This window comes from Rhodococcus sp. UYP9 (assembly GCF_040547235.1).
Taxonomy (GTDB): domain Bacteria; phylum Actinomycetota; class Actinomycetes; order Mycobacteriales; family Mycobacteriaceae; genus Rhodococcoides.
Genome location: NZ_JBEPPH010000002.1, coordinates 388,553 through 412,987 on the forward strand (window position 1 = coordinate 388,553; position 24,435 = coordinate 412,987).

The 24,435-nt window shown below is 62.6% G+C and carries 21 protein-coding genes and 1 pseudogene; 14 read left to right on the forward strand and 8 right to left on the reverse strand.

The genetic code is table 11. The features are described 5' to 3' along the window. Nucleotides 1-31: 31 nt before the first annotated feature. From ABIB36_RS08140 to ABIB36_RS08180, 9 genes and pseudogenes are all read left to right on the forward strand, one after another. The gene (locus ABIB36_RS08140; RefSeq protein WP_354559831.1) at nucleotides 32-2,173 is read left to right on the forward strand and encodes an acyl-CoA dehydrogenase family protein; all 2,142 of its coding nucleotides are present in this window, start codon (nucleotides 32-34) and stop codon (nucleotides 2,171-2,173) included. A gap of 132 nt (nucleotides 2,174-2,305) precedes the next feature. After that, nucleotides 2,306-3,235, forward strand: a pseudogene (locus ABIB36_RS08145) (acyl-CoA dehydrogenase family protein); the annotation flags it as partial. 111 nt (nucleotides 3,236-3,346) lie between these two features. Further along, entirely contained in the window at nucleotides 3,347-4,486 is a 1,140-nt protein-coding gene (locus tag ABIB36_RS08150; RefSeq protein WP_256895511.1) for an acyl-CoA dehydrogenase family protein, read from the forward strand. Continuing rightward, on the forward strand, nucleotides 4,483-5,403 hold the full coding sequence (locus ABIB36_RS08155) for a bifunctional MaoC family dehydratase N-terminal/OB-fold nucleic acid binding domain-containing protein (RefSeq protein ID WP_354559829.1): 921 nt from the start codon (nucleotides 4,483-4,485) through the stop codon (nucleotides 5,401-5,403). The genes ABIB36_RS08150 and ABIB36_RS08155 overlap by 4 nt, the downstream gene beginning before the upstream one ends. Further along, entirely contained in the window at nucleotides 5,385-5,813 is a 429-nt protein-coding gene (locus ABIB36_RS08160) for a MaoC family dehydratase (RefSeq protein ID WP_084345480.1), read from the forward strand. The genes ABIB36_RS08155 and ABIB36_RS08160 overlap by 19 nt, the downstream gene beginning before the upstream one ends. After that, nucleotides 5,810-6,985 carry a 17-hydroxy-3-oxo-4-pregnene-20-carboxyl-CoA lyase gene (gene ltp2, locus ABIB36_RS08165; protein WP_084345479.1) on the forward strand — a complete coding sequence of 392 codons (1,176 nt, stop codon included), beginning with the start codon at nucleotides 5,810-5,812 and terminating at the stop codon, nucleotides 6,983-6,985. Before ABIB36_RS08160 ends, ltp2 begins: the two co-directional genes overlap by 4 nt. Before the next feature lie 154 nt (nucleotides 6,986-7,139). Next, nucleotides 7,140-7,634 carry a gluconokinase gene (locus ABIB36_RS08170; protein ID WP_354560209.1) on the forward strand — a complete coding sequence of 165 codons (495 nt, stop codon included), beginning with the start codon at nucleotides 7,140-7,142 and terminating at the stop codon, nucleotides 7,632-7,634. 138 nt (nucleotides 7,635-7,772) lie between these two features. After that, nucleotides 7,773-8,549, forward strand: coding sequence for a DUF2637 domain-containing protein (locus ABIB36_RS08175; protein WP_084345478.1), 777 nt, complete (start codon nucleotides 7,773-7,775; stop codon nucleotides 8,547-8,549). A gap of 89 nt (nucleotides 8,550-8,638) precedes the next feature. Further along, entirely contained in the window at nucleotides 8,639-9,136 is a 498-nt protein-coding gene (locus ABIB36_RS08180) for a DUF427 domain-containing protein (protein WP_084345477.1), read from the forward strand. A 3-nt stretch (nucleotides 9,137-9,139) separates the two neighbouring features. On the opposite strand, the gene ABIB36_RS08185 is transcribed toward ABIB36_RS08180, so the two are convergent. The 6 genes from ABIB36_RS08185 to kstD form a co-directional block, all read right to left on the reverse strand. After that, the gene (locus ABIB36_RS08185) at nucleotides 9,140-10,162 is read right to left on the reverse strand and encodes an NHL repeat-containing protein (protein WP_354559825.1); all 1,023 of its coding nucleotides are present in this window, start codon (nucleotides 10,160-10,162) and stop codon (nucleotides 9,140-9,142) included. Then, the gene (gene bluB / locus ABIB36_RS08190) at nucleotides 10,159-10,803 is read right to left on the reverse strand and encodes a 5,6-dimethylbenzimidazole synthase (protein ID WP_084345475.1); all 645 of its coding nucleotides are present in this window, start codon (nucleotides 10,801-10,803) and stop codon (nucleotides 10,159-10,161) included. Before bluB ends, ABIB36_RS08185 begins: the two co-directional genes overlap by 4 nt. Further along, entirely contained in the window at nucleotides 10,793-13,096 is a 2,304-nt protein-coding gene (locus tag ABIB36_RS08195; RefSeq protein WP_354559823.1) for a putative bifunctional diguanylate cyclase/phosphodiesterase, read from the reverse strand. The genes bluB and ABIB36_RS08195 overlap by 11 nt, the downstream gene beginning before the upstream one ends. Before the next feature lie 122 nt (nucleotides 13,097-13,218). Beyond that, nucleotides 13,219-14,952, reverse strand: coding sequence for a cholesterol oxidase substrate-binding domain-containing protein (locus ABIB36_RS08200; RefSeq protein ID WP_084345473.1), 1,734 nt, complete (start codon nucleotides 14,950-14,952; stop codon nucleotides 13,219-13,221). Nucleotides 14,953-14,992: 40 nt separating this feature from the next. Further along, nucleotides 14,993-15,853, reverse strand: coding sequence for an enoyl-CoA hydratase ChsH3 (chsH3, locus tag ABIB36_RS08205; RefSeq protein ID WP_354559821.1), 861 nt, complete (start codon nucleotides 15,851-15,853; stop codon nucleotides 14,993-14,995). After that, on the reverse strand, nucleotides 15,850-17,517 hold the full coding sequence (gene kstD, locus ABIB36_RS08210) for a 3-oxosteroid 1-dehydrogenase (protein ID WP_179142176.1): 1,668 nt from the start codon (nucleotides 17,515-17,517) through the stop codon (nucleotides 15,850-15,852). The genes chsH3 and kstD overlap by 4 nt, the downstream gene beginning before the upstream one ends. Nucleotides 17,518-17,632: 115 nt before the next feature. Here kstD and ABIB36_RS08215 point away from each other — a divergent pair, with 115 nt between their 5' ends. Then, complete coding sequence (locus ABIB36_RS08215) at nucleotides 17,633-19,249, forward strand: FAD-binding protein (protein ID WP_354559818.1); 1,617 nt, start codon at nucleotides 17,633-17,635, stop codon at nucleotides 19,247-19,249. Nucleotides 19,250-19,287: 38 nt separating this feature from the next. Here the strand turns inward: ABIB36_RS08215 and ABIB36_RS08220 are convergent, their stop codons facing one another. Together ABIB36_RS08220 and ABIB36_RS08225 are read right to left on the reverse strand one after the other, a co-directional pair. Continuing rightward, nucleotides 19,288-19,611, reverse strand: a complete 324-nt coding sequence (locus ABIB36_RS08220) for a hypothetical protein (protein WP_084345470.1) — start codon at nucleotides 19,609-19,611, stop codon at nucleotides 19,288-19,290. Then, nucleotides 19,608-20,750 carry a 3-ketosteroid-9-alpha-monooxygenase, oxygenase component gene (locus ABIB36_RS08225; protein ID WP_084345469.1) on the reverse strand — a complete coding sequence of 381 codons (1,143 nt, stop codon included), beginning with the start codon at nucleotides 20,748-20,750 and terminating at the stop codon, nucleotides 19,608-19,610. The genes ABIB36_RS08220 and ABIB36_RS08225 overlap by 4 nt, the downstream gene beginning before the upstream one ends. A 155-nt stretch (nucleotides 20,751-20,905) precedes the next feature. Between ABIB36_RS08225 and hsaA the strand changes: the two genes are divergently transcribed. From hsaA to hsaB, 4 genes are read left to right on the forward strand one after another with little or no spacing between them, the layout of a single operon-like run. Further along, nucleotides 20,906-22,087: a 3-hydroxy-9,10-secoandrosta-1,3,5(10)-triene-9,17-dione monooxygenase oxygenase subunit gene (gene hsaA, locus ABIB36_RS08230; protein ID WP_256895476.1), complete on the forward strand. Its 1,182-nt coding sequence runs from the start codon at nucleotides 20,906-20,908 to the stop codon at nucleotides 22,085-22,087. Continuing rightward, complete coding sequence (gene hsaD / locus ABIB36_RS08235) at nucleotides 22,084-22,962, forward strand: 4,5:9,10-diseco-3-hydroxy-5,9,17-trioxoandrosta-1(10),2-diene-4-oate hydrolase (RefSeq protein ID WP_354559816.1); 879 nt, start codon at nucleotides 22,084-22,086, stop codon at nucleotides 22,960-22,962. The genes hsaA and hsaD overlap by 4 nt, the downstream gene beginning before the upstream one ends. 3 nt (nucleotides 22,963-22,965) lie before the next feature. Then, nucleotides 22,966-23,865 (forward strand): iron-dependent extradiol dioxygenase HsaC, encoded by a 900-nt coding sequence (gene hsaC, locus ABIB36_RS08240; RefSeq protein ID WP_354559814.1) that lies wholly within the window; start codon nucleotides 22,966-22,968, stop codon nucleotides 23,863-23,865. Continuing rightward, nucleotides 23,866-24,432: a 3-hydroxy-9,10-secoandrosta-1,3,5(10)-triene-9,17-dione monooxygenase reductase subunit gene (gene hsaB, locus ABIB36_RS08245; protein ID WP_084345466.1), complete on the forward strand. Its 567-nt coding sequence runs from the start codon at nucleotides 23,866-23,868 to the stop codon at nucleotides 24,430-24,432. It abuts the gene before it with no gap. The last annotated feature ends 3 nt before the right edge of the window (nucleotides 24,433-24,435 follow it).

Here is a 24,435-nt window from a genome sequence, read left to right on the forward strand (position 1 = left end):
AAAGTCATCTTGAAGAGTAGGGAAGAACATTGTGACAATTGCCACCACCGACGATCAGCGCGACGTCCAACAGTCGATTCGGTCGTGGGCTGCCACTGCCGATCCCATGCGGACGCTACGCGCCGACGAGCAGTCGGGTTGGCGCTCGCACTGGCGCGGGCTCGCTGAACTGGGCGTGTTCTCCGTTGCCGTTCCCGAGTCGGTGGGTGGCGTCGGCGGCACGGTCGCGGACCTCGCGGCGATGCTCGAGGAAACGTCGACAGCCCTCGTCGGCGGCCCGGTGCTCTCGAGCGCCTTGGCTGCTCTCGTGGTCGGTCGGAGCGCGGGACCTGCGGCGGCGCGGTGGGGTGCCGATCTCTGCGAAGGCGCACTTCCCTGCGCCGTAGTGCTGTCCGACGCGCCGGTCGTAGCCCGCCGCGACGGCGACACCTTGCTCCTCGACGGCACTGCGGATATCGCCTTCGGTGCGGCAGATGGCGTCGGCGTGCTGTTGCCTGCAACGGTCGACGGCGAGACGGTCTGGTGCATGCTCGGAATCGACACGCCGGGTCTGAAGATCGAGTCGTTGCTCGGCGTCGATCGCAGTGTTCCGGTAGCCCGGCTGACTCTCCAGGATGTCGCGGTGGATCCGGATTCGGTCCTGTCCGACGTCTCGACGTCGTACGTTCTCGATCTGGCGGCCACTCTCGCTGCTGCGGATGCGGCAGGCGTCGCCGGGTGGGCGCTACGTACCGCTGTCGAGCACGCCAAGATGCGCGAGCAGTTCGGTGCACCGATCGGCAGCTTCCAAGCGATCAAGCATCTGTGCGCCGAAATGCTGTGCCGGGTGGAGAAGACGCGCGCCGCCGCATGGGACGCGGCGGTGGCAGTGGACTCCGCGGCCGAGGAACACCCATTGGCTGCCGCTGTGGCTGCCGCGATCGCTCTCGATTCCGCAGTGGACAACGCCAAGGACGCGATCCAGATCCTCGGCGGTATCGGATACACGTGGGAGCACGACGCGCACTTCTATCTGCGGCGAGCCCTGTCCATCCGGCAGTTGCTCGGCGGTACATCTCGTTGGCAGATGCGCGTGACGGAATTGACCCGCGCCGGCGTGCGACGCCACCTGAGCGTCGACCTCGGCGAGGCCGAGAACAGGCGTGAGGATGTTCGCGCGGAGGTACGCGCGGTGGCAGAGGCGGAGGATCCTCCGCGCACGCTGGCCGAGTCGGGGCTTGCTGCCGCGCATTGGCCGCAACCTCACGGCCGGGACGCAAGTGCAGCGGAGCAACTGCTCTACGCGGAGGAGATGGCTGCGGCCGGTCTCGAGATTCCTGATCTGGTCATCGGCTGGTGGGCCGTTCCGACGATTCTCGAACACGGAACTGCCGAGCAGATCGAGCGTTTCGCGGGTCCGTCATTGCGTGGGGACATTCGCTGGTGCCAACTGTTCAGCGAGCCTGAGGCAGGCTCCGATCTGGCGGCATTGCGGACCACGGCGACGAAGGTCGATGGAGGCTGGAAGCTCAAGGGTCACAAGATTTGGACTTCGCTCGCTCAGCAGGCCGACTGGGGAATCTGTCTTGCCCGCACCGACCGTGACGTCCCGAAGCACAAGGGAATCAGCTACTTCGTTCTCGATATGACCTCGCCCGGTATCCGTATCGAGCCGCTGCGAGAAATCACCGGTGATGCCGTGTTCAACGAGGTGTTCCTCGATGACGTCTTCGTCCCCGATGATTGCCTCGTCGGAGATCTGAACAGCGGCTGGAAGCTGGCCAGGACCACCCTCGCCAACGAGCGGGTTGCGATGAGCAGTGGCTCGACGCTCGGTTCTGCGCTCGAGGACGTTGTCGAGGCGACGTCGTCCAGCACCGATCCCGGTGTCGCGAATGCGTTGGGCGGGCTCGTTGCGAACGGGCTGGTGGGTTCCCTGCTCGAGTTCCGCTCGACGCTTCGGCGACTCGGCGGGCAGGATCCCGGAGCAGAATCCTCCGTTCGCAAGCTCGTCGGCGTACGTCATCGGCAGGATCTCGCGGAATTCGCGTTGGAGGTCTCGGGGCGGGCCGGGGTTGTCGAGGGACCCCTGGCGAAAGAGATGCTGCTGACTCGCTGCTTGTCGATTGCGGGCGGTACCTCACAGATCCTGTTGACCGTCGCTGCCGAGAGGATTCTCGGTCTGCCTCGATGACTGCTGGTATATCCGTACCGATGGTGTTAAAAATAGAACAGGTTCTACCGAAGGACTCTTCGGTTCATCTTCCGTAGGCAGGATCAAGGCGTGGACTTCACCAGAAACTCCAATCAATCGACGGTCGCCGAGATGATCTCCGGATTGCTCGCACGCGACTCCGAGCCCGAAGCATTGTGGACGGCGCTGTCCGAGGCAGGGCTGTTCCAGATGGTGCTGCCCGAGGATCTCGGCGGCGACGGACTCGGATTGCCGGAAGCGGCGACGGTTCTGACCGAGCTCGGCAAGGCTGCGGCAGTCGGACCGGCACTTGCGACGCTCGGGTTCGGCATCATCCCGCTCACGCGACTGGCGGAAGCGGCTCTTATCCGTGACACCGTCGGCTCGGGCCGCATTCTGACGGCGGCGCTCATGGAACCTGGGTCGCCGTTCCCCGCGGAACCGAAGACGAAAGCCGTTCCCGACGGCGATCTCATGCGTGTGACCGGGACCAAGATCGCGGTGCCGTATGCCGAGCAGGCGTACCGCATCTTGGTGCCGACTTCCGAAGGTGTCGTATTGGTCGACCCCTCCGCGGAGGGTGTTCGGCTCGTGCCGACCCCGTCGTCGAGTGGCGACCCCGAGTACGCGATCGAATTCGATTCGGCACCGGGGCAATTCGTCACCGAGAATATTGCCGAGCTTTATCGGATCGCGATCGCGGCCATCGGCGCAGTCGCCGACGGGCTGGCTGCGGGCGCGGCGGCGCTCACCGCGTCGCACTTGGCGAGCCGTCATCAGTTCGGCAAGCCGCTCGCATCTTTTCAGGCCGTGGCCGGTGAGATCGCCGACGTGTATGTCACGGCGCGAACCATTCATGTCGCTGCGGTCTCGACGGTGTGGCAGGCCTCGCAGGAGACGCCGAGTCGGCCGGGTGACGCCGATGTGCTCGCCTATTGGATTGCTGCCGAACTGCCCGCTGCCATGCAGGTCTGCCATCATCTACACGGCGGAATCGGAGTGGACGTCACCTATCCGATGCACCGATACTATTCGGCTGCGAAGGACGTCGCGAGGCTCGTCGGTGGCGCCTCTTACCGGCTCGATCTGGTGGGCGCATCGATTCAGCGCGAGGACGTACTCGAATCGGTCGAGGTCTCCTCCGACGCAACCGGAGAGTCACCCTTCGTCGAGTTGACTGGAGAGCAGCAGGAGCTACAGCGAAAGCTGCGAACGTATTTCGCCGATCTCGTCAGCGACGAGGACGCGGAGATCATGATGACCGAGCGGCACGGCAAATCCTCTCGCGCGATCATCCAACAGATGGGCACCGACGGATGGCTCGGAGTCGGGTGGCCCAAGGAGTTCGGTGGCCACGGGTTCGGTGACGTCGAGCAGTCGATCTTCGTGAACGAGGCTGCGCGCGCTGACATTCCGCTCCCTGCGGTGACCTTGCAAACCGTCGGTCCGACCCTGCAGAAGTACGGAACCGAGGTCCAGAAGGACAAGTTCCTCAAGTCGATCCTCGCCGGTGAGGTGCATTTCGCGATCGGCTACACCGAGCCGGAGGCGGGAACCGACCTCGCCTCGCTGCGCACCACCGCTGTGCGCGACGGAGACGAGTACATCGTCAACGGGCAGAAAATTTTCACCACGGGCGGTCACGACGCGGACTACGTCTGGCTCGCAGTGCGCACGGGGCCTGCGGATTCGCGTCACCGCGGCATCTCCATGCTCATCGTCGACACCACCGACCCCGGATACTCATGGACGCCGATCATCACCCTCGACGGTGCACACCACGTCAACGCGACGTACTACAACGATGTGCGGGTCCCCGTCGACATGCTGGTGGGGGAGGAGAACGCCGGCTGGCGTCTGATCACCACGCAGCTGAACCACGAACGCGTCATGCTCGGACCGGCCGGTAAAATCGACGGTCTGTACCTGCACTTGCGTGGTTGGGCGCAGAAGCACGGCGTGCTCGACGAGCCCGATGTCCGACGCGCTCTCGGCGAGATCCATGCCACGTTCCGGATCAACGAGCTGCTCAACTGGCAGATCGCTTCGTCCACTGCGGATGCGGTCGATATCGCCGATGCCTCGGCTACCAAAGTGTTTGCCACCGAACGGATCCAACGCGTCGGCCGGCTTGCCGAGGAGCTGATCGGTCGACACGGCAACCCCCTCGACGCCGACACTGCCAAGCTCATGGCCTGGCTGGACAAGCAGGTCAAGCGCAACGTGGTCATCACGTTCGGTGGAGGGGTCAACGAAGTGATGCGGGAACTGATCGCAACCTCCGGCCTCGGGCTGCCCAGGGTCGTGCGATGAGCGAATCGATCAGCGAAGCAGCGGATCGTATTGCGGCAGCGGGGGAATGCGCACCTCGCGCTGGGCGGGACCCGATCAATCAACCGATGATCAACAACTGGGTCGAAGCGATCGGCGACGCGAACCCCATCTACGTCGATGCCGGGGCCGCCGTCGCCGCCGGACACAAGGGTGTCGTCGCACCTCCCGCCATGGCTCAGGTGTGGACGATGGGCGGATTGCATTACACGCGCTCGTCCGACGACCCGCTCGGGCTGATGATGGGCATACTCGACGACGCCGGATTCACCTCCGTCGTGGCGACCAATTGCGATCAGACCTATCACCGTTATCTCGAGCTCGGTGAAGAAGTCACGGTCACTACGAAACTCGACAATGTCGTCGGTCCGAAGAAGACCGGTCTCGGTCTCGGCTGGTTCGTCACCACACGCAACATCTGGTACGTGGGTGATGAGGCCGTCGCCGAAATGGTCTTCCGGGTACTCAAGTTCGCACCGGAAGCCAAGCCTGTCGCCGACGACGTTTCGAAGGCGATTCGTCCGGTCGTATCCCAGGAGACCGAGTTCTTCTGGGAGGGAGCACGACTAGGCGAACTGAGGATTCAGCGGGTCGAGGACGGCTCGCTTCGGCATCCCCCGATTCCGGCGATCTGGCAGGACAAGGCCGCGCCGATCGACTACGTGGTCGCGAGCGGTAAGGGCACGGTATTCAGCTTCGTCGTCCATCACGCACCCAAAGTGCCTGGGCGGACACTGCCTTTCGTGGTTGCTCTTGTCGAACTCGACGAGGGAGTCCGCGTACTCGGTGAGCTACGCGGAATCGAACCGTCCCAGGTCGAGGTCGGATTGTCCGTCGAGGTCGAATTCCTCCGCATCGACGAGAACTTCACACTCCCCGCATGGAAGGCGATCCGATGATTGCAGCGCAGGTAGGTGACGAACTGCCCGAACTCGAAATTTTCGCCGATCCGACATTCGTAGTCTCGACGGCGTTGGCCACCAGGGACTTTCAAGATGTTCACCATGACCGCGACAAGGCAATCGAGCGCGGTTCCAAAGATATCTTCGTCAACATCCTTACCGACACCGGCTTGGTGCAGCGTTTCGTGACCGACTGGGCGGGCCCGACCGCGGTCTTCCGCTCGATCGGTCTGCGGCTGGGGGTTCCCTGGTACGCCTACGACACTTTGACGTTGCGCGGGAAGGTATCTGCCGTCACCGACGGTGAAGTGACGGTCGAGGTGACCGGCTCCGACTCTCTCGGTGATCACATCGTGGCAAAGGTGAAACTGGCATCGTCAGAGCTGACAGGGGGGAGGCCGGCATGAGCGGCTTGTCGGGCAAGGCGGCGATCGTCGGAATCGGCGCCACGGATTTCTCCAAGGACTCAGGGCGAAGCGAACTTCGACTGGCTGCAGAGGCAGTGCAGGCCGCACTGACGGATGCCGGTCTGACGCCCGCCGACGTCGACGGTCTGACCTCGTTCACGATGGACACCAACACCGAGATCGCGGTTGCACGGGCCGTCGGAATCCCGAACCTGAAGTTCTTCAGCCGAATTCACTACGGCGGTGGCGCAGCGTGTGCCACGGTGCAGCAGGCCGCGATGGCAGTTGCCACCGGAGTCGCTGATGTCGTGGTCGCGTATCGGGCATTCAACGAGCGCTCCGGCTCACGCTTCGGACAGGTTGCTCCGCATCTCGCTGCGGCACCGACATCCTCGGGTGTCGACGCTGGATGGGCGTATCCGCAGGGGCTCGGTACACCCGCGTCGTTCGTGGCGATGGTGGCGCGTCGGTACATGCATGTCTACGGCGCGACGAGCGAGGACTTCGGCCGAGTTGCCGTCGCGGACCGTAAGCACGCGGCAAACAATCCGGCTGCGTTCTTCTACGGCAAGCCGATCACGTTGGAGGACCACCAGAATTCACGCTGGATCGCCGAACCGCTGCACCTTCTCGATTGCTGCCAGGAGTCCGACGGTGGAATTGCGATCGTGGTGACTTCGCCGGAGCGGGCGAAGGACCTGCCGAATCCGGCCGCCGTCATCACCGCGGCAGCGCAGGGAAGTGGCCCGGACCAATACATCATGACCAGCTACTACCGCGACGCGATGACAGGTCTTCCGGAGATGGGTCTGGTCGGAGATCAATTGTGGGCGCAGTCCGGGCTCACCCCGAAGGACATGCAGACGGCGGTGTTGTACGACCACTTCACTCCGTTCGTATTGATGCAGCTCGAAGAACTCGGGTTCTGTGGGCGCGGCGAGGCACGTGACTTCATCGCCGACGGTGCCATCGAGCTCGGCGGACGGTTGCCACTGAACACTCACGGTGGTCAGCTCGGTGAGGCGTACATCCACGGGATGAACGGAATTGCCGAGGGCGTCAGGCAGATTCGCGGGACTTCGGTGAACCCGGTTCCGGATGTGGAGAACGTTCTCGTCACTGCGGGCACCGGTGTGCCCACCTCGGGGCTCATCCTTTCCCGAACTCGGTAGCGCACGTAGTCGGGTACCGCTGTCATGGAAAACTCGACTACATGGATCGTAACGGCGTGAGAGATCACCACCCTCGAACCCACAGTGAGTGTGGCGAGGGTGGTGATCTGTTTTGACGGACTCCACCGGCGGCGCACATCCGGTTCTGGTCATCATGGGTGTGTCGGGATCGGGCAAGTCCACAGTGGCCGGCGTCCTTGCGCGAGCACTCTCATGGGATTTTCAGGAAGGCGACGACCTGCATCCGGCGTCGAATGTCGCGAAGATGGCGTCCGGAGTCCCGCTGACCGACGAGGACAGGCTGCCGTGGCTAAACACGATCGCTGACTGGATCAGGTCGCATACTCGCCGAGGCGAACCTGGAATCGTCACCTGTTCCGCACTGAAACGAAGCTACCGGGACGTGCTCGCGCACGGATCCGAAGGGCAGGTCCTCTTCGTTCATCTCGTCGGAACCAAGACACAACTCGGCGACCGGTTGGACGTTCGGTCGGACCACTTCATGCCGAGTGGGCTCCTCGACTCCCAACTCTCGACGCTCGAGCCGATCGGACCGGACGAGAACGCACTTCTAGTCGACGTCGGTCCACCGCCGCAGGAGATCGCCGCTCGCATCATCGCCGAACTCGACAGTCGCCAGGGCGAATGAAAGAAGCCGCGTCGACCGCGCGATCTGCTCGCGCCTCCTGACACACCGCCGTCGTCGTCTTCCTGCTGTGGCTTCCGAACAACCGCGCCCACAGCATCGGTCCGAACCTGTCGGTGGTGTACTGCATCATGTGCACTCATGAACAAGGTCCTGCGCGCGACACTCGTCAGCGCTGTCGTCATCACCACCGTCATCGGCATCGCGTCGTTCGTCTTGAGCTTCGCCGCACTGTGGGATTTGGCGACCATGGCCGGAGTCCCACGAAACCTGTCGTGGTTGTGGCCGGTCATCGTCGACGGCACAATTCTGCAGGCCACCATTTCTGTCATCGCACTTGCTCAATTCGCAGATCAGCGTAGCGGCAGGCGCTTCTTCTGGTGGGTGCTCGTCATCGCAGCGTTGGTCAGTATCGGCGCAAATGCATTGCACGCCTTCACTTCCAACACTGGAACCCTGCATCCCGCGCTGTCCGCTGCAATCGCCACCGTCGCACCGGTCAGCCTGCTCGCTGCCACCCACGGGCTGGGCATACTCGTGCGAATCCCCTCGACTCAACCCGGACCGGTCGCCGTCGTGCCCGGAGTGCCTGTGCAACCCGAGGTGACCGTGCAACCCGAGGTGGCTACGGCACGAGACGTCGAGTCGATCGTTCCGTACTCGCCGCAGTCTCCACTGGTTCACGTCGCCCACGACACTCCGGAAGATACCGACCCGCAGGGCCACGAGAGTGCCGAACCGCAGCGCAGTGCCGAACCGCAGCGCAGTGCCGAACCGCAGCGCAGTGCCGAACTAAAGGGCGTCGAGTTGTTGGACGGCATCGAAGACGTGGGCAGCGGAGAGCCTCTGGACAGTGTCGACAGGTGGATCCTCGACGGGGATCGCATCGAGGACCTCTACCCGGTCGATGCCCCATGATCGAGATACCCCATGATCGAGATGCCTCCTGACGGCGTCAAGCTGTGCACAGAAGTGACCTCACAGTGGTGGAGTGGCACTATCGAGGGATGAGCAAGGTGATACCGCAGGTCCCCGGCCCAGGGCAAGAATCAGTGTGGGATTATCCGAGACCACCTCGGTTGGAGCATTCGAATCGATTGATCACGGTGCGCTTCGGTGGGACGCTGATCGCCGAGACTCGCGATGCGTGGCGAGTGCTCGAGACTTCGCACCCACCGACCTGGTATATCCCGCGTGATGATGTTGCCGCCGAGGCACTCTCGCCCTCGGCGGGCCGGTCGACGCATTGTGAGTGGAAGGGTGCAGCGACGTACTGGACCGTCCACGGTGCCGACTCGGTGAGCGACGGCGCCGCGTGGAGTTACGAGGAGCCGACGGCGTCGTTTCTGCCGATCACCGGGCATCTGGCGTTCTCGCCTTCGCGGTTGGAATGCGAGGTCGATGGCGAACGCGTCACCCCTCAGGAGGGCGGCTTCTACGAAGGCTGGATCACGAGCGAGGTGGTGGGTCCGTTCAAAGGGATCCCCGGTAGCTGGGGTTGGTGATTCTCAGGGTGTGAGAGCGCTGGCAGGGATGATCTGCAGGCTGGATTCGTCACCGGGATTGCTTCCCGTCACCAGCACGTCGCCCGAACGTGTATCGACTGCAACCGAATTGGCTTGTCGCACGGTCGGAAGGTCGACGATCGGCCGCGGAGCCGCCGGGTCTGCGACGTCGACGACGCGCAGGGTGTTCGATTCTGTCAGCGTGATCAGCAGCAACTTTCGTTGCGGGTCGTACGCGAGTCCGTAGGGATTGCCAGGTGCTTCGATGCGAGAGACTTCGCTGACCTGCGGGTCGACTCTCTCGATGAAAACCGCACCACCGTCGGTATCGGCGAACGCGGCAAGGTCTCGACCCAGTGCGGTGGCGTGCGTCAATTTGGTTCCGAGTGGCCCCTGCGCGACTAGCTCCTGATCGGGGCCACTGTAGATCCACACACCGTTGCCCTGGACGTCGGCGACCGCAGCGTACTCGCCGACGGCGGCGAGACCACCGGGTTGAACCGGTCCTGCCGGTAGCGAGGCCGTCACCGCGCCGTCGCGAACGAACACGACGCCGCCGCCCATCTCGTTGGTGACAACGGTGGTCCCGTCGGAGGTGGTGACGGCATCGTGCGGTTGTCTTCCGACTCCCTGCACCGTGGTGATGACATTACCGTTTTCGGGATCGACGACGAGTAGCTCGTCGCTTGCTTCGAGCGGTGCGAGGACCGGTCCATCCGGTCCGGCGAGGGACAGGTGTCTGGGTGCGCCGGTTGTCGGTACGAAGGAACGCTCGACGCCGGTGGTCGCGTCGACCAGCCGAATGCCGTCGGGCTCTCGTACGCCGACGGCGGCGATGCCCGAAGTGGTGACGACGATTCCCTCCGGCGCACCCGCGAGTGGCGTCACCACTCCCACCGGTGTCTGTGCCGAGGGCGCTTCGGCAGGCTCTGCTGCGGGCGTCGTCACTGCAGGCTTGTCGCTGTCCTGCGCGGCACACCCCGTCACCAGTGCGAGTACGGCAACAGCAACGAGAAGCTGTTTCACGCGCCGCCGAACTTCTCGTAGTGCACTGCCTCGACGAGCGGGCGTCGATGGCGCCATCCGAATCGTTCCAGGTCGGGAGTCTCGGCGAACTCGGTGACCGGGCCGACACACAACCAGGCGATCGGCCGGATCGGGTCCGGGATTCCCAGCAGGTCTTTCAGGTAGTCCTCTTCGTAGAAGGACACCCATCCGACTCCGATACGTTCGGAGATCGCAGCCAACCACAGGTTCTGGATGGCAAGGACGGCTGAGAACAGGCCGGTGTCCTCGACGCTCGCGCGTCCGAGAATATGTTGGCCTCCTCGGGTCGGGTCGTAGGTGACCACGACGCCGGTGCAGCTCGTTTCGATTCCTTCGATGCGAATGGGATCGAAAGTAGCTTTGCGTTCGGGCGGTAGCGAGTCTGCGAACGCTCGACGCTTCTGCGCCACGTGTGCGGCGAAGGTGGCGAGCGTGTCGGGGTTCTGGATGACGACGAAGTCCCACGGTTGGGTGTTGCCGACGCTCGGCGCCTTGTGTGCGGCGCTCAGGATTCGCTGTAATACCTCGTCGTCGACCGAGTTGCCGTCGAACTCTGCGCGCACGTCGCGTCGCATTGCGATGGCCGTGTATACCGACATCGGGTTGTCGTCATCGTTCATATGTCTTCGTGTATTCCTTCAGTTTGGCGTTCGACTCCGCGACCGAATCCGGAATTCGATGTGCGGGAACTGGGCGTCCCACAAAGTATCCCTGAGCGGTTGTACAAGCGAGCTTACGTAATTCGAGCAGGGTGGCGGCGTCTTCTACGCCCTCGGCCGTGATGGTCAGGCCGAGGGTTCGGGCCAGATCGATCGTGGATCTGACGATGATGCCGTGAGCCTGATCGTGTGCCATGTCGCTGACGAAGGTCTTGTCGATCTTCAATTGCTGCACGGGAAGCCGCTGCAGGTAGGCGAGTGCGCTGTACCCGGTGCCGTAGTCGTCGATCGCAAGCGTGACTCCGAGCTTGCGCAGGCCCAACAGCGACTCGATGGCGACGAGCGGATCAGCCATCGACGAGGTTTCGGTGATCTCGATGGTCAAATCCTCGGGCGCGGCGCCGGCGGCGGCGAGCGAGCGTCGAACCTGCTCTACGAGAGTGCTGTCGAGAAGATTGCGTGTGGAGATGTTGACCGAGACGTTGAGCTCCACCCCTGCTTCGCTCCATTCCTTGCGGTGGGCCAACGCCTCACTCAGGACGAAGTTGGCCAGCGGCCTGATCAGTCCGGTGTGCTCGGCCATCGGGAGGAACTGATCGGGTTCGATGATGCCTTCGACAGGGTGGTTCCATCGGAGAAGCGCTTCGACCCCGGTGGCCTCCATCGAGTCGAGATTTACCTGCAGTTGGTAGTACAGCTCGAGTTCGCGGGCATCGATCGCAGTGGTGAGCTCACTGAGCAGATGCAACTGGCGGCTGCTGTCGCGGTCCATCGACGGTTCGTAGCTTGCGATACGTGGTTGCACCAACTTGGCCGATTGCATCGCCAGATTGGATCGGTGGACCAAGTCGTCGGAGCGTGCACTGGATAGTTCGTTGCCCGAGGCAATACGTGTCCCGGTTCGCGAGGCGGTCCGATCACTCAGTGCGATACCGATGCTGGCCTCCACGAGAAGCGTCGCACCTCCGACACTGATGGGGCAGCACAGCGCCGCATGCATCTTGTGCGCTGCGGCAACGGCCTCGGAATGTGTGTCGTCCACGGCGAGTGCAACGGCGAACTCGTCCGCCCCGAGTCTGGCGAGTACCCCACCGGTGCCGACGGCGCCAACCAGTCGGTCGGCGACGGCACGGAGCACATCGTCGCCGACCGCGTGCCCGAACGTGTCGTTGACTTCCTTGAACCGATCTACGTCGAGTAACAGCAGGGCGAGAGGACCGCTATTGGCGTCGATCCATTCTTCCAACCCTCGACGATTACGCGTCCCGGTCAGATGATCGGTCTGAGCAGCCAATCGTAGGGTGGCGGTCTGCCTACGGAGCAGTCGCAGCAGTTCGGTGACTCGAACGAACACCAAGGAAACGAGCACCGTCGCTGACAGCATGATTCCCCACCCCCACTCGGTGACGGGCGTCCCACGGATGAGAAAGGTTGCCATGATTGCGCCCGGCGTCAGCACCGCCAGTGTGAGAACGATCGTGGTGGGCGTGCTGAACGAGGCTTCGAGAGTGCTCGGCGAGCCGCGCTGTGCACGGGGAACTGTCAGATATCTCATCGACGGATGAACAGCAGCTGTTCCGAGTAGGACGTAGCAGACGACGTAACCGGCGACGGTGATATTGGGGGCCATGGTCGGTACCTCGGCCGAACCGACGCGCATGGTGGTGTCAGTGGCCAGCGTTACCGCCGCCGATGCGGCCAGAAGTCGAAAAGACGTGCTCTGCCACTGAACTGTGCCGAGGAAATGAACCAGGAGCCCGAGCATGAGGACGTCCATCGCTGGATAGGCGATTGCAGCCACACCCGACGCGGTCGAGACGTTCACGCCGTCGGCCGGGATGACGAGCACCCACAGGATGAGGCCGAACGCGATCATGACGATCACACTGTTGGCGACGTGCCCGAACTCGCCTCGCCGCCAGCCCTGCCGCACCAGGAGAAAGAGTCCGAACGCGAACAGTGGGTAGCCGAGTATGTAAATGGCATCGGCTACCGAGGGGACGGGCAGGTGGCCGTCGACGTGCTCGATCCAGAAGAACGCAACGTCCCCTGTCAGCCACATCGAGGTGCCGAGTGCGATCATCCACCATGGCGCGCGGGAGACAGGACGATTCACCGCGATCCCGACGAGTACTGCGATCACCGCAGACAGGCCGATACCGACGTAGAGGACATTGGACACGGTGCCATCCGGGGTGAAGATGTAGCCGATACATGCGGCCGATGCCACTATCGGATACAACCACCATTTCACCCGGTGCATCCTTCCACTGCGTCGTGTCGTCGGTTTCTCATCACTGCCCAACTTCCCACACTTCGCAACTCGAATCACTTCGAACGCAGAATGTGGGAAGCCGGGAAAGTGAGATGTTCGACTCAGGGAAGCAGTTGATCGATGAAGGAATTCGAGTAGATCCGGTGTGGATCGAGGTCGTTGTACGTGGCCCGCGCGGTGTCCCAGTTCTCGCTGACGGGCACCCCTTCACGATAAGTGTCGGGCAGGATGTTTTCGATCACGTCCGCATCCTTGTACGGAAGCTCGGTGCTGAACGCCCAACCTTTCGACCATTCGGGACGGAATGTCGCCCAGCCGCCGGTGTAATGCGAGCGCATCCACTGTTCCATCTCGCGATAGAAGGCGAACATCCCCGGTGTGCCGGGGACGCCGAGCACGTTGAGCCAAATGGCAGTGTCCCACTCGGGATGGTCGGGTCGCGGCCGCATTGCCGAGATCGTCGGTGGCCCAGCAGAATCGACGAGGAGATCCGACTCTGCGTCCATGCCGCAACAGCGGATTTCCACTGGACCGTTGATCGGAAACTGGCCGATCGATTGGTAGTACGACACCCGTTGTTCGAACCAGACGGTGAAGTCGTGGATCACCCGCGCGACGTTGTCGCGGCTGGTGATGACCGCTCCACCGCCCTCGGTCAACAGAAGAGTGCTGGGCTTGATGTAGAACTGGACGTTCTTCGCCCATCCCCACAGATCGTTCGACCCCGTCGCAGCCAATCCCCCGACAGTGGCGGTGTAGAAGAACTGCCCGAAAGCGGGTGCGATGGAGGTTACTCCGGCAGTCAGCTGTCCGATCAGGTCGGACGCGATCTCGGGCAAATTATCGGAGAAGATGTAGTTGTACGGACCGGTCACCTCGCGTGCCGTCAAAGGCTTTTCGGGGCAGATCGACCAAACTTTGAGCCATGGGTTCTCGGTGAACGGATACCAGATGGCCTCGACGCGACCGGTTTGCTTGAGAAAACTCTCGAATGTCCGTCCCGGTGCGCTTGGTTCGCCGAACATTTCGCGCCAACCGATGTCGGTATAACTCTGGCAGCGCATACGTGGATTGGCACCGGCCATCATCGTGACAGAAGTCAGGAACACGCGACCCAGGTGTGTCAGTAGTGGCGTAATTTCCGGGTCGGATCGATCGAACGAGCGCAAAGCATAGGCGTCACCGTCCCAGACGACAGCGGTCAAAGCGGTCACCAGATTGCTCAACGAACCGTACGTGGTTCCGGGTACTGGGATCTCACCTGCGGCCGGAATCGCAGCACCATGGGCATCGACGGCCAGCGCGCCTGCGATGGACAGTACTCCCGGAGCGGGCACGCTGACCCAGCCGAGACCGTTGTTCTCGAGTTGCTGAAGCATCGCCTCCAGGGTCGCGCCGGCACCGGCGGTCACCGTTGCAGGACGATCCGAATCTGCGGGGTCGACGGAAATCCCGTTCAGATGAACCATGGTGTCGACCAGTACGACCCGGTCGAGGTTCTCGCCGTTGACGATCGTCAACGGCGTCCACCCATGCATCGCGCCACGCGGCCTGATGCGATACGAGTTCTCATGGGCCCAATTCGCCAGTCGAACTACATCGTCCGGTGTGGCCGGGGAACAGGTCCAGATGGCGTCGAGAATGATCTCCTTCGACCAGTTCTGATAACGCTGCTGGTAGAGGGGAATTCCCGACGGAAAGTTCGGGGGTGGTGGGATGGTGCTTTCAGGGCTGCCGAAAGGCACGGCACCCACAGGGGCGGCGCGCATCACGGATGCCACCGCGAGTGCGCCCGCGCCTGCGGCGATGAATTTTCGGCGGTTCAGATCGGACATAGTGCTGAGTACTCCGTCGTCTCGAAGATACGAAATGGGTTTAGCGGGTTGTCAATACGACATCGGCGAGGGCCGGCGCGTTCTCTCGTGCGGGAACGGTGACGCTGATCAAATATCTACCGCCTTCGAGCCAGATACGGCAGGCCAAGGTCTCGCCAGGGTAGACGACGCCTGCGAACCTGGCGTCGAAACTGCTGATTGCGTCGACATCACCGTCGAGGACCGTGTCGGTGACGGCCTTGCACACCATCGAGTATGTGCACAGACCGTGCAGAATCGGGTTGGGAAACCCTGCAGCGGCAGCGAACTGGGGATCGGAGTGCAGTGGATTGCGATCGCCGCACATGCGGTACATCAATGCCTGTTGCGGCAGAATCGCTATCGAAGTTTCGGCGTCCGGCGCCCGTTCGGGTAGAACGGCCTTGTTGGACGGTCCTCTCTCGCCACCGAAGCCGCCTTCACCTCGGGCGAAGATCGATGACCTCGCCCGCCACAGCTCGGTGCCGTCGAGCGAGGTCGTGATCTTCTCCTGCACGATGACTGCTGCGCTGCCCTTGTCCCAGATATCGGTGATGCGAGTGATCGTCCGGGCCTGTCCGGCAGCAGGAATGGGACCGGAGACGGTCACGCCCTGACTGCCGTGCACCACCTTGGCGAGGTCGATGTCGACACCGGGGAACTGCACCCGAGGTGCTTCGACCTCGTGGAAGGTGGCTGCCACTGCCGCGAAGGTCGGGAGCACCTTCGGCTTGGCGTCGTCCAAGTAGCGGAGTTCGCGAGGGTCGGTGGGGGACCCACCGGCCCCGACCGCCAGGTGGAATGTCTGCACGTCGTTCGCAGTCCACGAAAACTCTTCCGCCGGTAACTCGGCGCCGATCGCGAGGTCGGGATCGATGCTCACTGAGACGCCCTGCTCGCCATGTCGAGAACGGCCAGGTAGCCGAACGTCATCGCGGGTCCGATGGTTGCGCCAGGGCCCGCGTAGGTGTGGCCCATCACCGGGGCGCTGGCGTTGCCGATTGCGTACAAACCGTCGATGACGCTTCCGTCCTCGCGCAGTACCCGGGCGTCGGCATCAGTGACGAGCCCGCCCTTGGTGCCCAGATCGCCAGGCACCATCTTCACGGCGTAGTAGGGCGGCTTGTCGATCACGCCGAGACTCGGGTTCGGCTTGTTGGTCTTGTCTCCGTAGTACTTGTCGTAGCCGCTGTCGCCTCGACGGAAGTCCTCGTCGACTCCGCTGCGTGCAAATCCGTTGAAGCGCTCCACCGTTGCGGTGAGCTGTTCGACGGGCATGCCCGTCTTCTCTGCAAGTTCGGCGACGGTGTCGGCTTTGACGACCACACCGGACTCCAACCAACGAGAGGGGAACCGCTTCTTCGGGGTCAGCCCGGCGAAGATGTAGCGATCGCGGTAGCGCTGGTCGATGATCATCCATGTCGGGATGTTGTCGCCGGGACCCTCACCGATGCCGTACTCGCCGCCGTACATCATGTGCACGGCCTCGACGTAGGGTGCCGCCTCGTTGAGGAAACGCTTTCCTGCGGTGTTGACCATGATGCCGCCGGGCAGCGTGCGCTCGGCGATACAGAACCACGGGCCGCCGGTCAGCGGAATCGAAGGACCCCACCAGGCGTCGTCCATGAGATCTACTGCCGCACCGAGCTTTTGGCCTGCCGTGATACCGTCGCCGGTGTTGGCCGCAGCGCCGACCGTCCATTCGGTCCCGATCGGCTGACGCTGGTATTTCTTACGCATCTCCGCGTTGTGCTCGAAACCACCCGACGCCAGCACGACGCCCAGCTTGGCCCTGATGACAGAGTCGGAACCGCCCACGACGACGCCGACGACACGGCCGTCCTCGACGTGGAAGTCTGTCATCGGAGTCTCGAGGAGCACCGGCACGTTGGCGTCGAGGAGGCCGGCACGCAGTCCGGCGGACAGTGCTTGGCCGCGGCCGAGTAGGTGCTTGCCGGTGAGCTTGGCGCCCATCCAGCGCATCCCGACGCGCATCACGCGGGCCAGTCCGCTCGGGTGGCGTCGCAGAAGGTTGATCGCCCGGTAGTCCGCCTGAGTGATCACCACGTTCAGTGGCGCCTTGCCGTAATCGGGTTCGAGATTGTCGACCTCGGAGCCCAGGCAGGTGGAGTCGAACGGAGTCGGTTCCACCGATCGTCCGCCGACCCGTCCGCCCGGTGCTTCCGGGTAGTAGTCCGAATATCCCGGGACCCACTGCATTTTCAGCGGCGAGTTCTTCAACACGAAGCTCAGCATTTCGGGTCCGCGTTCGAGATAGGTGTCGATGCGTTCCTTGGACACGACGTCGCCGATGATCGCGTGTAGGTAGTCGCGCGCGGCCTCCGGGGTGTCGTCGACGCCGTCGCGTTCGAGTACTTCGTTGTTCGGGACCCACACACCGCCACCCGACCGGGCGGTGGATCCGCCGAACTTTGCTGCCTTCTCGATGAGGACGACGCTGAGTCCTCGATGTGCTGCGGTGAGCGCCGCCGTCATTCCGCCCGCGCCGCTACCGACCACGACGATGTCGTATTCCTGCTTGTTCATGTAGAACACGTTATAGAATGATGTGGGTGTCAGTCCATGCTTTCTGCCAGGAAGAATTGATGAAAATCGATTCCAGAACAAAAACACGTTGCAGTTCGTGTTCGGGAGGTTTCACGTGAGCTGGGATCTATACGCCGACGTCGTAGTCGTCGGGTTCGGTGTGGCAGGTGCAGCGGCTGCGCTCGAGGCCGTCGCCGCGGGCAGTTCCGTCATCGCACTCGATCGGTACGCCGGTGGCGGTGCCAGCGCGATCTCGGGGGGAGTGGTCTACGCCGGCGGTGGTACGTCCGTTCAGGGGCAGGCCGGAGTCGAGGACAGCCCCGAGCAGATGTTCGCGTACCTGACCAAGGAGGTCGGCGACGCCGTCAGCCCGGCCACCCTGCGAAAGTTCTGCGATCAGAGCCCGGAGATGATCGAGTGGCTTTCCCATCACGGTGTGCCGTTCGAAGCGTCGCTGTGCCCTTACAAGACTTCGTATCCCACCAATCGTCACTACCTTTACTACTCGGGCAGTGAGGCCGCAGGGGAATTTCGAGAGGTGGCCACGCCTGCGCCGCGCGGACATCGGGCCAAGGGCAAGGGCACCTCGGGGAAGATGTTGTACGGTCCGATGGCGAAATCTGCGCGGGATGCGGGTGTGCACTTGATACCGCAGACTCGCGCGGTCTCGCTTGTCGTCGAGGATGGCCGAGTCGTAGGCATCGAGAGTCGGACGTTGAAGGATGCGCCCGCTCGAATCCGGCTGGCTCACAAAAGGATCGGCTTACTCTCCGCGAAGCCGGGCATTTATGCCCCGCAATTTCGCTACCTGCTCGAGCGCAGACTCGCTCGGATCGAGAAGAAGTACGGCCGTCTGGTCCGCATCCGAGCGCGTGGAGGCGTCATCCTCAGCGCGGGTGGGTTCGCCGCGAACCGCACGATGATGAAGACGCACGCACCGAAATACACCGGTGGAATTGCACTCGGAACGGCAGGTGACGACGGCAGTGGCATCGGCTTGGCCACCGACGTCGGCGCAGGTACGGCAAAGTTGGCCAACATCTCGGCCTGGCGGTTCATCGTCCCCGCAGTCCCGTTCCTCGGCTCCCTGCTCGTCGATCGGGCTGGTGAGCGCATGGTCGACGAATCTCGTTACGGCGCTGCCCTCGGTCACGCCATCGTCGAGAAGGGCGGCGGCCGTGGCTGGTTGCTCGCCGATGCGGATCTCGTGCGGGACGCCAAAGCTCAACTACCCAAGCAAGCGATGTGGTTCCAGCGAGTCCAGAATGCCGGGCTGATGCGCACGGCCCGGCGTGGAAATACGATCGAAGAAGCGGCGCGCGCTGCCGGTCTCGACCCCGCAGGACTGCAGGAGACAGTGGACCGACACAACGAGGCCATCGCGTCGAGAATCGCAGATCCGATGGGCAAGCACGACGACTTCCGACGTCCCGTCCTCGCGGCGCCGTTCACGCTCTTCGATGCGGGCATTCCTGGCGGCTCGGCGATCGCGAAGATGATGAATCCGTGCCCGATGATCACCCTCGGTGGACTCATTGTCGATGAGGACACTGGAGGTGTGAAAAATGCTGGCGGAGTGGTTATTCCGGGATTGTTCGCTGCCGGCCGCACTGCTGTCGGGCTGTGTTCGAATTCTTACGTCAGCGGACTCTCGCTCGCGGACTGTGTTTTCTCGGGCCGTCGGGCAGGTGCACATGCGCTGGTACCGGCAAGCGATGTGAGAAACGTGTAGGGGTCCAGCGACGCTGGACCCCTACACGGCGGAACTGTCTAGTCGGAGGGGACCGACAGAATCCCTTCCATCACCGCGTGGTCGATGCTGTCCTGCATACGGGGACACGAATCCTGCGTGGCAGAGTTCCCTGCCTCACGAAACACCGGGCAGGTATCGGCCGGCCTGGTGGTCCACTGCACCGAGGTCTGCTTGGAACTGTTCTTGCGCACCAGAACGCTCGTTCCACATGCTCGGCATTCCACGGGCGCGAGAGACGAATCGAGATAGTTTTCCTTGTCGCGCAACGTCTGCGCGTGAATTTCCTCGATTCGCTCCGGATCCTGCGCGAAGTCCGGTGCCTTGGCCCAGCTCAGGCTCATGACACGTCGGCGTTCTCGGTCTTGTCGGCCTTCTGCTTGGCGAGGTTCTCGTCGACCTCTATCTGCCACGCCTCATTGGCCTTGCTGGTATCGACTTCGAACTCGAACCGGCCGGTCATTTTGTCGTCGACATCGGCGACGTCGACATAGAACTGGTCGTACCAGCGACGCAACTGATAGACCGGTCCGTCCTCCTCACAGAGCAACGGGTTGTCGATCTTGGTCTTGTTTTTCCAGATCTCGACGTCCTGCAGGAAGCCTGCGCTGATGCCCTCGGTGAACTTGTTCGCCAGCTTGGTTGCAGTCTTGTCGTCGATGCCATCCGGCTTCTTGACCGTGATGCCCCACTGCAGTACGAACGAGTCCTGATCGATCGGGTAGTGGCAGTTGATCAGGACGCTCTCTACCTCGTAGCCGCCGTAGCTGTTCATCAGCGGGTTGACCATGTACGAGGGGCCGTAGTACGAGGCTTCGGACTTCAGCAGGGTGTCGCCGCCGTACTGCGAGGCCATTCCGATGTCCGGACGACCCTTGGTATTGAGGTATTGCGAGGCGATATGGCCCTCGAACACGTTCTTGAAGTACGTCGGGAAGGCATAGTGAATGTAGAAAAAGTGCGCCATGTCGACGACGTTGTCGACGATCTCGCGGCAGTTGGCGCCCTTGATGACCATCGAGTTCCAGGTCCAGTCGGTCCAGTCGTCGCTGTATGCGCCCTCGATCCGCGGGATCACGACGTCTTCCGGGGGCGGATTGCCTTCAGCGTCGTTCCAGACGAACAACTGGCCGTTCTGGTCCAACGTCGTCCAGGTCCTGGTACGCGCGAGCGGTGGGACACGCCTCGCATACGGAATCTGCGCGCATTTGCCGTTCGCACCCCAACGCCAGTCGTGGAAAGGGCAGGCGATCTCGTCACCTTTCACCGTTCCCTGGGTCAGATCGCCGCCCATATGGCGGCAGTAACCGTCGAGGACGGCGATCTTTCCGGCCGAATCAGCGAAGACGACAAGTTTGGTGCCGAAAGCCTCGATGGAGTGCGGTTTGCCGTCGGTGAACGTTGTGGTGAGGCCGAGGCAATGCCAACCACGTGCGTAGCGGGTCGGTGTACTGCCGACGTCGATCTCTCGGATCTTTGCCATGTGAACCCCTCACGGTCTACTCGAGCTGTTACTACTAGAACACGTTATAGAATTTCGGTAGAAATGGCTAGTGAAAGCGCGGAAAAGAGTTCTCGACACATGAGAGAACGTGTTCTAGTCTTGCTAGGAAACCACTGAGAAGGTAGGAGTCAATCGTGACGCAGGAGCCGATCGTCAGCCACGAGGTGTTAGCTCGAATCGACGCCTTACTGCCAACCCTGCGCGAGCGCGCGCAGGAGACCGAAGATCTGCGGCGTCTGCCCGACGAGTCGGTGAAAGCACTCCAGGAGACCGGCTTCTTCCGTTTGCTGCAGCCGGCGCAGTGGGGCGGCTACGAAGCAGACCCGGAGTTGTTCTATACCGCAGTGAAAAAGATCGCCAGTGCTTGCGGATCCACCGGCTGGGTCTCCTCCATCATCGGAGTGCACAACTGGCACCTCGCATTGTTCCCACAGCAGGCGCAGGAAGACGTGTGGGGCCAGGACACCGATGTTCGGATCTCCTCTTCGTACGCACCGATGGGCGCGGGCAACGTCGTGGACGGCGGATACCGGGTATCCGGTGCGTGGCAGTGGTCTTCGGGCTGCGATCACGCGACCTGGGCGATGCTCGGCGGACCGGTCATCAAGGATGGTCGACCCGTCGACTTCGTGACGTTCCTCATCCCGCGTGAGGACTACCGCATCGACGACGTGTGGAATGTCGTCGGACTGCGCGGAACCGGCAGCAACACCGTGGTGGTCGAGGATCAGTTCGTTCCGTCGCACCGAGTGCTGAGCTTCGGAAAGATGAATGATCACACCGCCGAAGGGCTCGAGCGCAATACTGCTCCGGTGTACAAGATGCCGTGGGGCACGATTCACCCGACCACCATTTCCGCCCCGATCGTGGGAATGGCGGAAGGTGCCTACGCTGCGCACGTCGAGCATCAGGGCAAGCGTGTGCGTAAGGCATTCGTCGGCGAGACCGGTAAGGATGATCCCTTCGCGAAGGTGCGTATCGCCGAGGCCAGCAGCGACATCGATGCCGCGTGGCGTCAGTTGTCGGGCAATGTCGCCGAGGAGTACGCACTGTTGAAGGCAGGCGAGGAAGTGCCGATCGAGCTTCGGCTGCGAGCTCGCCGCGATCAGGTGCGTGCGACCGGCCGATCCGTTGCCTCGATCGACCTTCTGTTCGAGAGCGCAGGTGCGACGGCACTGCAGAACGATGCTCCGCTGCAACGCTTCTGGCGGGACGCTCATGCAGGCCGAGTGCATGCAGCAAACGATCCGGAACGCGCGTACCAGATGTTCGGTGGCGGCGAGTTCGGCCTCCCGCTCAAGGACACGATGGTATGACCGCGGCCACGCAGGAGATCACCTACGAATCGACGTCGAAGTTCGCGCAGATTCGTCCGGACATGAAACTGCACTACCACGAGGCGGGCGTCGGAAACGATACGACGATCGTGCTGCTGCACGGCGGCGGGCCGGGCGCGTCGGGATGGTCGAACTTCGCGGCCAACATTCCTGTTCTCGCGGAACAGTTCCACGTCCTGTGCGTAGACCAGCCCGGATTCGGGTTGTCCGACAAGCCGATCGACCATCCGCAGTACTTCGTGCACTCGTCGTCTGCGCTCAAGGATTTGCTGGATCATCTCGGGATCGCGAAAGCCCACCTGCTCGGAAATTCGCTCGGAGGCGGCACCGCGGTGCGATTCGCGCTCGATTTCCCCTCCAACGCAGGCAGGTTGGTGCTCATGGGACCCGGAGGATTGAGCATCAACCTGTTTGCCCCCGACCCGACCGAGGGTGTCAAGCATCTCGGCAACTTCAGTGCTCCGCCGGGGCCGTCGAAGGAAAAGCTCAAGGCGTTCCTCAAAGTGATGGTGTTCGACCAGTCACTGATCACCGAGGAGCTACTCGAGCAGCGCTACGCCGCCGCGTCTACCCCGGAGTCCATCGCCGCGATGCGTGCCATGGGGAAGTCGTTCGCCGGCGCCGATTTCGAGAAGGGCATGCTCTGGCGTGAGGCATACAAGCTACGCCAGCCTGTGCTGCTGATCTGGGGTCGCGAGGACCGTGTCAATCCGATCGACGGTGCGCTGGTGGCACTCAAGACGATTCCGCGTGCGCAGTTGCATGTGTTCGGTCGATGCGGACACTGGGCTCAGGTCGAAATGGCCGAGGAATTCAATCGTTTGACCGCTGCATTTCTTACCGAGGGGAGCTGAGAGATGGGTATCCGATCTCTGGCATACATGCGTATCGAGGCCACCGACATGGACGCGTGGCGCGAGTACGGGCTCAAGGTGCTCGGCATGGTCGAGGGCAAAGGCCTCACCCCGGGCGCGCTCTACCTACGAATGGACGATTTTCCGGCCCGGCTGGTCATCGTTCCGGGTGAGAAGGACCGACTGCTCGTATCCGGGTGGGAAACTGCCAATGCTGCCGAGCTGCAGAGCATTCGGAGTTCCCTGGACAGCGCCGGTGTTCCCTACAAGGAGGGCACCGCCGAGCAGATTCAGGACCGTCGAGTAGACGAGTTGATCGTGTTCGAGGACCCGTCGGGCAATACCCTCGAGGCGTTCCATGGGGCGGCTCTCGAGCATCGGCGCGTGGTCAGCCCGTACGGCCACACTTTCGTCACCGGCGAACAGGGCCTGGGGCACGTCGTGCTCTCGACCGACGACGACGACGCATCACTGCGGTTCTACCGCGACGTCCTCGGTTTCCGACTTCGCGATTCGATGCGTCTGCCTCCGCAGATGATGGGTCGGCCCGCCGACGGCGATCCCGGATGGTTGCGGTTCTTCGGATGCAATCCCAGGCACCACAGCTTGGCGTTCCTGCCGATGCCGACCCCGAGCGGAATCGTGCATCTGATGATCGAGGTCGAAAACTCCGACGACGTCGGACTCGGACTCGACCGCGCGTTGCGTAAGAAGGTTCCGATGTCGGCAACGCTGGGACGTCACGTCAACGACTTGATGCTGTCCTTCTACATGAAGACGCCTGGCGGATTCGACATCGAATTCGGCTGCGAAGGAAGACAAGTCGAAGACGAGAAATGGGTAGCCCGCGAAAGTACGGCCGTGAGCCTGTGGGGACACGACTTCTCGGTGGGAATCAGATAGGTGAGTGAACACGTGGCGAACTTCGAACCCCGGACGTTCCGGACTGTTCTCGGGCAATTCTGCACCGGGATCACGATCATCACTACGGTCGACGAGGACGTCCCGGTGGGCTTCGCCTGCCAGTCGTTCGCCGCGCTGTCGCTCGATCCACCGCTCGTGTTGTTCTGCCCGACGAAGGGTTCCAGGTCATGGGCGGCAATCGAACGAAGCGGAAAATTTGCAGTCAATGTTCTCGGTGAAGAGCAGCAGGACACCTGTGCGCGTTTCGGATCTCGTGAGCCGGACAAGTTCGCAGGTGTCGAGTGGAGCCCGTCGGAACTGGGTTCGCCCATTCTGGCAGGCTCGCTCGCGCACATAGATTGCACGGTGGAGACGGTTCTCGACGGTGGCGATCACTACATCGCTATCGGTCGGGTCCACTCGCTCGGCGAGATCACCGGTGAGCGTCCGTTGCTCTTCTACCGCGGCCAGTACACCGGTATCGAACCGGACAAGACCGTTCCCGCACCATGGCGGGACGATCTCGAAGCATTCCTTACCGCGTCGTCTCCGGACACCTGGTTGTAATTC

What these genes read in the sequence shown, in the direction of transcription:
- ABIB36_RS08155 (WP_354559829.1), top strand. Translation starts at nt 4,483, where the DNA reads ATGAGCGAATCGATCAGCGAAGCAGCGGATCGTATTGCGGCAGCGGGG.
- ABIB36_RS08160 (WP_084345480.1), top strand. Translation starts at nt 5,385, where the DNA reads ATGGAAGGCGATCCGATGATTGCAGCGCAGGTAGGTGACGAACTGCCC.
- ltp2 (WP_084345479.1), top strand. Translation starts at nt 5,810, where the DNA reads ATGAGCGGCTTGTCGGGCAAGGCGGCGATCGTCGGAATCGGCGCCACG.
- ABIB36_RS08170 (WP_354560209.1), top strand. Translation starts at nt 7,140, where the DNA reads ATGGGTGTGTCGGGATCGGGCAAGTCCACAGTGGCCGGCGTCCTTGCG.
- ABIB36_RS08175 (WP_084345478.1), top strand. Translation starts at nt 7,773, where the DNA reads ATGAACAAGGTCCTGCGCGCGACACTCGTCAGCGCTGTCGTCATCACC.
- ABIB36_RS08180 (WP_084345477.1), top strand. Translation starts at nt 8,639, where the DNA reads ATGAGCAAGGTGATACCGCAGGTCCCCGGCCCAGGGCAAGAATCAGTG.
- bluB (WP_084345475.1), bottom strand. Translation starts at nt 10,803, where the DNA reads ATGAACGATGACGACAACCCGATGTCGGTATACACGGCCATCGCAATG.
- ABIB36_RS08200 (WP_084345473.1), bottom strand. Translation starts at nt 14,952, where the DNA reads ATGTCCGATCTGAACCGCCGAAAATTCATCGCCGCAGGCGCGGGCGCA.
- kstD (WP_179142176.1), bottom strand. Translation starts at nt 17,517, where the DNA reads ATGAACAAGCAGGAATACGACATCGTCGTGGTCGGTAGCGGCGCGGGC.
- ABIB36_RS08220 (WP_084345470.1), bottom strand. Translation starts at nt 19,611, where the DNA reads ATGAGCCTGAGCTGGGCCAAGGCACCGGACTTCGCGCAGGATCCGGAG.
- ABIB36_RS08225 (WP_084345469.1), bottom strand. Translation starts at nt 20,750, where the DNA reads ATGGCAAAGATCCGAGAGATCGACGTCGGCAGTACACCGACCCGCTAC.
- hsaD (WP_354559816.1), top strand. Translation starts at nt 22,084, where the DNA reads ATGACCGCGGCCACGCAGGAGATCACCTACGAATCGACGTCGAAGTTC.
- hsaC (WP_354559814.1), top strand. Translation starts at nt 22,966, where the DNA reads ATGGGTATCCGATCTCTGGCATACATGCGTATCGAGGCCACCGACATG.